A 9,414-nucleotide genomic window follows, 5' to 3' on the forward strand; every position below is an offset into this window, starting at 1 on the left:
GGATCAACATAACAATGAAACGTTCTCATCTTTGGGTTTTAAATCCTTGCTTGCTTGCAATGCTTTCTACCTCTGCGTGGGCGGAAGAACAAAAGGAAGAAAATATCGTTGTCTCCGCCAGCCGCGCGCACCGCAGCGTGGCGGAGATGGCGCAGACCACCTGGGTCATTGAGCGCGCTGAAATTGAGCAGCAGGTTCAGGGCGGAAAGGAGATTAAAGAAGTGCTGGCGCAGCTTATCCCGGGCATGGACGTCAGCAGCCAGGGGCGTACCAACTACGGCATGAACCTGCGCGGCCGCTCGATGATGGTGATGGTGGACGGCGTTCGCCTGAACTCCTCCCGCAGCGACAGCCGCCAGCTCGACTCTATCGATCCGTTCAACATTGACCGTATCGAAGTGATCTCCGGCGCCACGTCACTGTACGGCGGCGGCAGCACCGGCGGCCTGGTGAACATCGTCACCAAAAAGGGCCAGCCGGAAACCGAAGTGGAGTTCCAGACCGGGGCAAAGAGCGGGTTTAACAGCCACAACGATCACGATGAGAACGTGTCGGCAGCGGTCAGCGGCGGCAACGACAACGCCTCCGGCCGTCTGTCGGTGTCGTACCAGCGCTACGGCGGCTGGTACGACGGCAACGGCGATGAGGTGATCATTGATAACACCCAGACCGGCCTGCAGTATTCCGACCGTATTGACGTGATGGGCACCGGCACCCTCAATATTGACGAACACCAGCAGCTGCAGCTGACGACCCAGTACTACAAGAGCGAGTCCGACGGCAAGCACGGGCTGTATCTCGGGAAGAACTTCTCGGCGGTCACGGGGGATGCGACCGCGTACAACAAAGGTAACCTCGATTCTGACCGCGTGCCGGGCACCGAGCGTCATCTGATCAACCTGCAGTACTCTAATACCGACTTCTGGGGCCAGGATCTGGTCGCGCAGATTTACTATCGCGACGAGAGCCTGACCTATTATCCGTTCCCGACCCTGACCAAAGGCGTGGTGAGCAGCATCGGCGCGTCGCAGCAGAAAACCGATTTTTACGGCGGCAAGCTGACGCTGAACAGCAAGCCGGTGGACGATTTAACCCTGACCTGGGGTGTGGATGCCGACCACGAAACCTTCGACGCCAACCAGCAGTTCTTTAACCTGAGCAAAGCCGCGGCGAGCGGCGGCATGGAGCTGGATAACGCCTACAACGTGGGCCGCTACCCGGGCTACAGCATCACCAACCTCGCCCCGTTCCTGCAGGCCAGCTACGACATTGACGCCATCACCCTGAGCGGCGGCGTGCGCTACCAGTACACCGAGAACAAGGTGGACGACTTTGTCGGCTACGCCCAGCAGCAGGCCATCGCCACCGGGAAAGCCACCTCCGCCGACGCGGTGCCGGGCGGAAAAACCGATTACAACAACTTCCTGTTTAACGCCGGGATCCTCGGTCGCCTGACCGAACAGCAGCAGGTGTGGTTTAACTTCTCCCAGGGCTTCGAAATTCCGGACCTGGCGAAGTACTACGGCTCCGGAACCTATCAGCTCAGCAACGGCCACTATCGCCTGCTGAACAGCGTCAACGTGAACGACTCAACGCTGGACGGTATTAAGGTCAACGCGTACGAGCTGGGCTGGCGCTACACCGGGGATAACCTGCGCACGCAGGTGGCGGCGTATTACTCGCTCTCGGATAAAACCATCACCATCAACAAGACGGACATGACCATCAACCTGGAAGACGACAAGCGTCGTATCTACGGGGTGGAAGGCCAGGTGGACTATTTCTTCACCGACAGCGACTGGAGCACCGGCGCGAACTTTAACGCCATCAAGTCTGAAACCCGCGAAAACGGCAAATGGGAGAAGCTGACGGTCGACAGCGCCAGCCCGTCGAAAGCCAGCGCGTGGGTCAACTGGGCGCCGGGCGACTGGACCCTGCGCGTGCAGAGCACGCAGACCTTTGACGTGTCTGACGCCGACGGCAAGAAGATCGATGGCTATAACACGGTCGACTTCCTGGGCAGCTACGCCCTGCCGGTGGGGAAAGTCAGCTTCAGCGTGGAAAACCTGCTGGACAAAGACTACACCACCGCCTGGGGCCAGCGCGCGCCTGGGCTGTATAGCCCAACCTACGGTGCACCGGGCCTGTATACCTATAAAGGCCGCGGACGCACGTTTGGTCTGAACTACTCCGTCCTGTTCTAATCCTGCGCGCCGCCTGCGGGCGGCGCAATTTGCTGTGTAATTTCAGCGCGAATTTGCTATAAAATCAGCGATTTGCTGAAATTGTCGGCAAACGAACGAAAAGTGCATTTTCCCCCTTTGACAAGACGAACTGAGGTCGATAATATGCGCCTCGTTCACACGATTCCTCTGTAGTTCAGTCGGTAGAACGGCGGACTGTTAATCCGTATGTCACTGGTTCGAGTCCAGTCAGAGGAGCCAAATTTTAGTATTAAGACATCTCAGTGAGTCTTAATGCGTTATAAAAACAAGCTGTTAGATTGACCCGGTTGTCCTGGTAAGGATTGCCGGGTTTCTTGACATCTGTAGTTTTTGGGGGCTTAATCGGGGGCCTCACGGTTCGTTGAACGAATGGAGCCCCCCGCTATGGCACTCACTGATACTGCTATCCGCAAGCTCAGACCCACTGACAAACCCTTCAAACTCGGCGACAGTGCCGGACTGTACCTGCTGATCAAACCCAACGGCTCAAAACTCTGGTACATGAAGTACCGCATTGACGGGAAAGAAAAGAAGCTGGCCTTTGGCCCCTACCCGGATGTTTCCCTGCTTACGGCGCGCCAGCTCCGCGATGCGGCACGTAGTAAAATGCGTGCCGGGGTTGATCCCTCCGTTGACAAAAAAATCGCACAGCAGAAAAAGAAAAACGGACAGACATTCCGCCAGATCGCCATGAACTGGCATGCCGATCACCGCCGCTGGTCTGAACATTATGCGACGACCATCCAGCGCAGGCTGGAAATGTATGTATTCCCGGATATCGGGGACAGATACATCGATCAAATCGTCACAGAGGATCTGCTGTTTACCCTGCGTAAGGTGGAGAACAAAGGCTTTCTGGAGATCACTGCACGGCTGAAAAATTACGTTACTGGGATCATGCGTTATGCGGTGAAAAAGCAGTTAATCAGGTCAAACCCGGCGCTGGATATGGACGGTGAATTTACGCCGCCGGAAACACAGCATTACCCGGCCCTGCCGCTCGAGAAACTACCAGAATTATTATCCCGGACGGATAACTACTCCGGCAGGCTACTGACACGGTATGCGCTGAAGCTGTCGTTACTGTTCTTTGTGCGCTCCAGCGAACTGCGCTTTGCCCGCTGGAGTGAAATCGACTGGCAGCAGAAACTCTGGATAATCCCGGAAGAACGGGAGCAGATCGAAAACGTGCGCTTCTCTCACCGTGGCACAAAGATGAAAACACAGCACATCGTCCCGCTGTCCGATCAGGCGATAGCGATCCTGAAACAAACTGAAGCACTCTCCGGGCATCTGGCGTTTATTTTCCCCGGCGAATACGACCAGGATAAGTGCATGAGCGACAACACCATCAACAAAGCATTGCGCGTGATGGGCTACGACACACGAAAAGAGATCTGCGGCCACGGCTTCCGGGCGATGGCGTGCAGCGCACTGAGTGAGTCGGGACTGTGGAGCAAAGAAGCGATTGAAAAACAGATGAGCCATCAGGAAAGGAACAGCGTACGTGCCGCCTATATTCATAAGGCTGAATATCTGGAAGAACGGATCAATATGATGCAGTGGTGGGCGGATTATCTGGATGCAAATACTGAGCAGTATGTGTCGCCTTACCAGTACGCAGGCAACCTGAAGGAAGCCTCATAGCGTGATAACCTGCTGTTATTTGCCCCGTTCGGGGGCAAAAAGGCTATTCCCGGCGTTTATTGATGATTTTATGGTGTGGTTAAAAGCGACCAGAGAACCAGACGGTAATACAGGTTGATCGTTATTACGTCACAAAGAACCTTTATTCATCATTTTTTTGTTGCCACATAACGAAAATAAAGTCTGTTGCACCAGAACCAGAAAAGGCCAAAAGATAAAGGGCTAAGGGTAACAGACCTGCCCGAAAAGGCCTGAAAACCAAAAGGCAAACATTAGTCCGGATAAACGATCACACCACAAATTCTCTGCCCTGTGCCTGGCGCCGCTTTTCTGTCGCGCCGCAATGGACTACAATACCCGCGCAGTCCCGAAGGGGCTGCCGGGTGTAGGAACCCGTCGAAACTAACAGGCGATAATGGTTTACCGTTATCGCCCTGAACTGCCGTTGATGTGTGCAGTATATATCTGTGCACGACGTTCAATGGTGGCTCAGGCAGGGCAGCCTTCGGGCTGGCCGGTGTCCTGTTAGGCCGGTATTCCTACCCCTGTCCTGGGCCACCACCAGTCTGAGTGTAGGAACTCCAGTGGTGGCCTGTTATTCCTGACAGGAGAACACCATCATGATGGTTATTCCGCTTTCTGAACTCAGAAAAAAGCTCGATCGCCACTGCTATATTCCCCAGCCCTGTGAAGATAACGACGAACTGATCCAGCTTCTGGATATCCGGGGCCCCACTCCGGCAGGCGTCCTGCACCACGACAGCATCCTTCACTGGCTCAGCGAGTCCGATCTCTGGAACGAACGTTTTCCCTCTCGTCCTTTGTCGCGCGCCGAGCAATATCCACTCCGTCTTGCCTTGGAAATCCACAGCACCCTGGCCCTTGCAGAGTCCCGCACAGTCACTGCCCAGGCCGACTGTAACCATTACACCCCCGGAAAGCTTCACCATCTGCGCCAGTTGCTGGCATCGGTACTCTACGGTTTTGCCTTGCGCCTGACTGAGTTCCGCTTTGACAGTGCCAACCCACAGCTTCCCGGCGGACTGTTTCCGGTTATCGACGATCTGCGTCAGCTTGCGGATGATGTCTTTAGCAATCACAACCAAAAACTGCCCGTAGAGCGTGTGGAGATGGACAGGCTGGCGACAATACTCGCCCGGATACACGTCCGGTTTGATGAATGGCTGCGCAAGCCCGATGCCCTGAATGCTGATGAACCGCTGATCAATATGCTGTGCTCAGTAAGTCGTGCCATGAAATCACTGTTGCTGGATATTGCCCGGATCCGGGGTGGCAACTGGTCAGCATAAGGAGGATAAAATGAAAGCAATAAATGAACAACCTGATGCCCGGGAGCTGGTTGATCGCTCACGGGTTCTGGTCAGGGTGATGCTGGAAAATCCTGACGAAGTGGGGCCCAATTTCGTTATGCTGCTAATCCTTCGCGACCAGCTCCAGATGCTCCATGATGTATTTGAAGAAGCAGAAGTCCGACGACTCAGGGATGACAAGTTGCCGTTATAATCAGTCAGTTCTGCCGGGACCTCAGTAATACTGAAGGGCCCCGGCAGAGCGTACAGTCGTTATTTTTGGAGATATCGTGCGCTATCCAGTAGTGTATAAAGAAAACAGTAGTAAATGTAAATTGTTTGTTTGATACTTAGAAAAGCCACATCACAGACGTGGCTTATGAGAAAAATTTGATCACTTGTTTAGTAGCGGATATTTTTATATGAAATTCTTATTTCCAATAATTTTAGTGATGTTCACATTTAATGTTTATTCAGCAGATGATAATTTTTTATTTCATTGCCGGACTGACAACAAAACAGAAATAAAAGCGTACAAAAAAAGCGATAAGTTAGTCGTAGAGTTTGGAGGGCAAAAATTAGAATCAATAGAAACGATTGGAAAAATAAAATCCAGATATGAAAGTGATTATAATAAAGCAATAAAAGAAGGTGCTGATGATTTTGAGATGTTTAACTTCACAACAGATAATTATTTTGTCTCTATTGGGAGCGGGATCGATAAGCCAGACTATTCAGACGCCAACAACAGACTGACTGTAACCAGTAAAACAACAGGACATTCAGATACATATTGGTGTGGTAATGATGACTCAAATAATCTGGAGTCTATGAAGTGATATGAGCGCCGTTTTCTGGCGCTTGTATATCAAGACAACTCAGACAATCTTCCGTTTATATATGATTCTATTTGGTCGTAGTGTATTCCATATATTCTCCTTCTTGACATATTGATCCTCGATGAGTCCGGTCCCCATAGTTCCTTTGCCCTGTTATATCCTTTAAGCGCCTCAGAACTGCTTTTTGCAACGCCGGAAAGATTTCTTGATGGGTCATGCCACAACCCCCACGCGAGAGAGTAAACTTTATTGTCATATATCGAACTATTTTCGAATAAAAACTCGCTATCGACTTCCAGAGATTCCAGATGCTGTGCTTTTAACGTTTTAACAAATGAATTAAAATATTTAAGTCTTGAATCATAACCAATAAATCCTCCGTTTATTCTTGCACAGACCATATTGAAATCATCTTTGTCGGCATTACTTTTGCAGGGCAAATGTTCGCAGTAATACCATGTCGCTGATAGAATATCATGTGGTGATCTGGTCAGTTGTTCGAGGTCTCCTAATATATCATCGGGAGTTGCTCTATCATAAGCTTCATAGTTTTCCTGACCGGTTAGTTGAAGAAAACCACGACCATACCAGTCTCCGTGTTGACTCCGACCATTAATTTCAGACATTAATGAAAAAGCACCTGTTTCATCACATACCTGTGCAAGAAAATGAGCTTTTCCCCGGCATGTTGTTATGCCATTAAATGGCAGCCAGAGATTAATTGCATCAAGATATTCCTGTATTCTGTCTGACGGTGCTCTTGTTGCGATGAGTCTGAATTCTGCCATTGTAATATCGCGATCACAGGCGCAGGTGGCTGGCAGAGTTTCGGTTTGTTGACTGGCTGGCTGTGTAGCATGATGCCGGTGGGCTGTCTGGGCATGTTGTTCTGGCTCAGGTGACGAAGGCGTTGCAGACGCAGAGACATCCGTTGTACCAAAATTGTATGTGTCATGCAGCATGGATGGAATGAACCGGGCCCTGCAGGGGCAGGTGCTGAAACTATACGACGTTCCTGCCATCCGGCGACCATGAACGGTATCAAAGGGGATCCCGCCTGCAATGTAATAGATACCTGGATGCTGGCCGCATGTCACCTGATCCTGCTCACGTGCAACCGCTTTGCCAAACAGGGTATGATCCTCACAGCCTGTAACGATGACCCCGCCGCAGGTTGTTTTATCCCCGCGAACCAGGTAATTACCTCTTGCCATTTTATCTCTCCGGATGAAGCGCAACGGCGCGATGACAAAAACATACGCCACATTAACCTAGGGAACAGTAGGGATTTGTTACAGGATTTTTTTATAAAGGTAGCGTCAAAAAACACGTAACAGGCAGTGTCACGGATATCCGGCCCGGCGCTTACCAACACAGTGAAAGCAAATGTCGCCGAAAATTTTCGGATGTTTTCCCGATCAGGTATACAGCCTCTTCTGTCCTGCCCGTCACCAGTTTTTTGCTGGTAACGGGGCAGGACAGAAGACGACAAGTGAAGCGCGGCAGATTTACATTCATACAATTTCGAAAAAATCTACAGGAAACTCTTTTTTATCAAAAAAGAGTTTCCCCTTTTCACGCTCACCGCCCGGATGTAAGCTCCGGATTGCACAATGCTGTCGTTGACAGCGCCCATGCTTCATGGCCTGGAAGAAGCGCCTGAGGAACTCAGGATGGCAGCCCCTACCGGTGAATACCTCCGCAAACACCGGCTCGCAGGTCTCTGCGACAGAGGTCAAACTTCACAAACAACATGTCCTTTCGCTGCGCCAGCACTCTGGTCAGCATTCAACGACATCTGAAATTTCCGGGTAAATCCCTGTCCGGCTGAGGATCAGCCTCCTTTACTACGGGCTGCGGCCTGCATTGCCGTCAGGCTTTGCTGCCGCGTGACCGTCAGTCTGCGCCAGAATCCGCGATCTTTCGCGCCCGGCACTCAACCGGTGCGTCACTTTGCGTCGCGCAAAGCGACAAAGTGACGCACAACCACCACACCGCGCTATGCCACTGTTTTCAGGACTTCTGCGCATATTCCCTAATCTGATACGTCCTTTTTGGGCCGCTGTCAGCAAAAAAAGAGGAGAAAAAGATCGATACCGAGGGGGGCATGATGCCCCGGAGAATTCCTGCTCTGGCAGGCAGTCCGTACCGTGTACTGGCTGAAACTCCCTATACCTCAACAAGCTGCCACTCCGGCGTGAAGGTATCGTTCTGGCGCAGCCAAAAAGCATACGCCGGAGACCGTTTGTGTTCGAAAAATCATGGGAAAAGTGTATGGGCAGGTTAGGCAGTGAAATGAAGGCGCTGGCAAAACATTGCGGCGGTAGCCATAAAACGGTGAACGATCGCATTCATATCGTGCAACGTTTTGACCAGCATTTACGAGCGCTGAACGTCCAGATTCAGCGTGTCGTACAGATCAAGGTTCGCCACATTGAAAGCTACATTCATGAAAGACTGGCGCAGGGGATCGGCAAACGCACGCTACAGAATGAAATGGCCTCGCTGCGTGCCGTACTGCAACAGGCCGGACGTAAGCAGGTGGCAGAGCATGAGAGACTGACCAATAAATCTCTGGGACTTTCTGGCGCATCCCGCAGCGGTACGCGGCAGGCCATCACACCGGATCACTACCGCCATGCGCTGGAAACGGCCCGTGCGAAAGATCCGGGTCTGGCGGCAGCACTGGAACTGTCGCGGCTGATGGGATTGCGCTCACAGGAGGCAGTGCAAAGTGCGCAATCATTAAAAACGTGGAAACAGTCCGTTGAGCGTGGGGAGACACGCCTGACTGTGGTTTTCGGCACCAAAGGCGGACGGCCCCGCGAAACGGTGATTCTGGATGCTGGCGCAATCAAAAAAGCGCTGGATAATGCGTTAGCTATTGCAGAAAGTCGTAATCACAGATTGATCGACAAACCGGATCTTAAAAGTGCAATGGATTACTGGCACAACCAGGCGACGCGTATTGGCCTCACTGGCGCATATTCCCCGCATTCTCTGCGATATGCGTGGGCTCAGGATGCTATACATCATTATCTGGCTCAGGGGTTTAGCAGGAAAGAGGCGCTGGCAATGGTGGCGATGGATCTGGGGCATGGAGACGGGCGTGGACGATATGTGGCGCAGGTGTATGGGAGGCGGAATGAGGAATGATTTACATTTCAGATGTGCCTGCAGCGAATTGAACTCATCTGCGACATAGCTGTAAGTTAGCTGTATGGTATGTACAGCCTAATCAAGCTATTGCACCCAAGTAATTATTTTTAACGTATTGATGAATGAATGCAGGAAGTTGTGTTTCCTTCAAGACTCAGCTAAATAACTTCGCATATTACCGCTCCACTTTGGCCAGGCCATGTTGATTGCCGGGAAACGGTGAAGTGGCATTCA

Annotated in this window: 7 protein-coding genes, 1 tRNA gene and 2 pseudogenes; 9 read left to right on the forward strand and 1 reads right to left on the reverse strand. The window is 51.7% G+C overall.

Going from position 1 to position 9,414, the window contains the following annotated elements; all coding sequences use genetic code 11:
- The first annotated feature begins 14 nt into the window (after nucleotides 1-14).
- From L6R44_RS23550 to L6R44_RS23580, 7 genes and pseudogenes are all read left to right on the forward strand, one after another.
- Nucleotides 15-2,204 carry a TonB-dependent siderophore receptor gene (locus L6R44_RS23550; protein WP_032641485.1) on the forward strand — a complete coding sequence of 730 codons (2,190 nt, stop codon included), beginning with the start codon at nucleotides 15-17 and terminating at the stop codon, nucleotides 2,202-2,204.
- Nucleotides 2,205-2,368: 164 nt separating this feature from the next.
- Nucleotides 2,369-2,444 (forward strand) — tRNA-Asn (locus L6R44_RS23555).
- Between the two features lie 165 nt (nucleotides 2,445-2,609).
- The gene (locus L6R44_RS23560; protein ID WP_237425570.1) at nucleotides 2,610-3,872 is read left to right on the forward strand and encodes a tyrosine-type recombinase/integrase; all 1,263 of its coding nucleotides are present in this window, start codon (nucleotides 2,610-2,612) and stop codon (nucleotides 3,870-3,872) included.
- Between the two features lie 415 nt (nucleotides 3,873-4,287).
- A pseudogene (locus L6R44_RS25080) lies at nucleotides 4,288-4,398 on the forward strand (ash family protein); the annotation flags it as partial.
- A 94-nt stretch (nucleotides 4,399-4,492) separates the two neighbouring features.
- Nucleotides 4,493-5,182 (forward strand): hypothetical protein, encoded by a 690-nt coding sequence (locus tag L6R44_RS23570; RefSeq protein ID WP_237425571.1) that lies wholly within the window; start codon nucleotides 4,493-4,495, stop codon nucleotides 5,180-5,182.
- A 10-nt stretch (nucleotides 5,183-5,192) separates the two neighbouring features.
- Nucleotides 5,193-5,396, forward strand: coding sequence for a hypothetical protein (locus L6R44_RS23575; RefSeq protein ID WP_237425572.1), 204 nt, complete (start codon nucleotides 5,193-5,195; stop codon nucleotides 5,394-5,396).
- A gap of 208 nt (nucleotides 5,397-5,604) precedes the next feature.
- A complete protein-coding gene (locus L6R44_RS23580; RefSeq protein ID WP_237425573.1) occupies nucleotides 5,605-6,021 on the forward strand; it encodes a hypothetical protein in 417 nt (138 codons plus the stop codon).
- A 29-nt stretch (nucleotides 6,022-6,050) separates the two neighbouring features.
- Here the strand turns inward: L6R44_RS23580 and L6R44_RS23585 are convergent, their stop codons facing one another.
- Nucleotides 6,051-7,235, reverse strand: coding sequence for a PAAR domain-containing protein (locus L6R44_RS23585; protein ID WP_237425574.1), 1,185 nt, complete (start codon nucleotides 7,233-7,235; stop codon nucleotides 6,051-6,053).
- A gap of 1,060 nt (nucleotides 7,236-8,295) precedes the next feature.
- Between L6R44_RS23585 and L6R44_RS23590 the strand changes: the two are divergent.
- Both L6R44_RS23590 and L6R44_RS25085 read left to right on the forward strand, forming a co-directional pair.
- A pseudogene (locus L6R44_RS23590) lies at nucleotides 8,296-9,033 on the forward strand (integrase domain-containing protein); the annotation flags it as partial.
- A gap of 10 nt (nucleotides 9,034-9,043) precedes the next feature.
- On the forward strand, nucleotides 9,044-9,226 hold the full coding sequence (locus L6R44_RS25085; protein ID WP_442876520.1) for a hypothetical protein: 183 nt from the start codon (nucleotides 9,044-9,046) through the stop codon (nucleotides 9,224-9,226).
- The last annotated feature ends 188 nt before the right edge of the window (nucleotides 9,227-9,414 follow it).

Source organism: Enterobacter cloacae complex sp. ECC445 (assembly GCF_021892025.1).
In the GTDB taxonomy this organism is placed as follows: domain Bacteria; phylum Pseudomonadota; class Gammaproteobacteria; order Enterobacterales; family Enterobacteriaceae; genus Enterobacter; species Enterobacter chengduensis.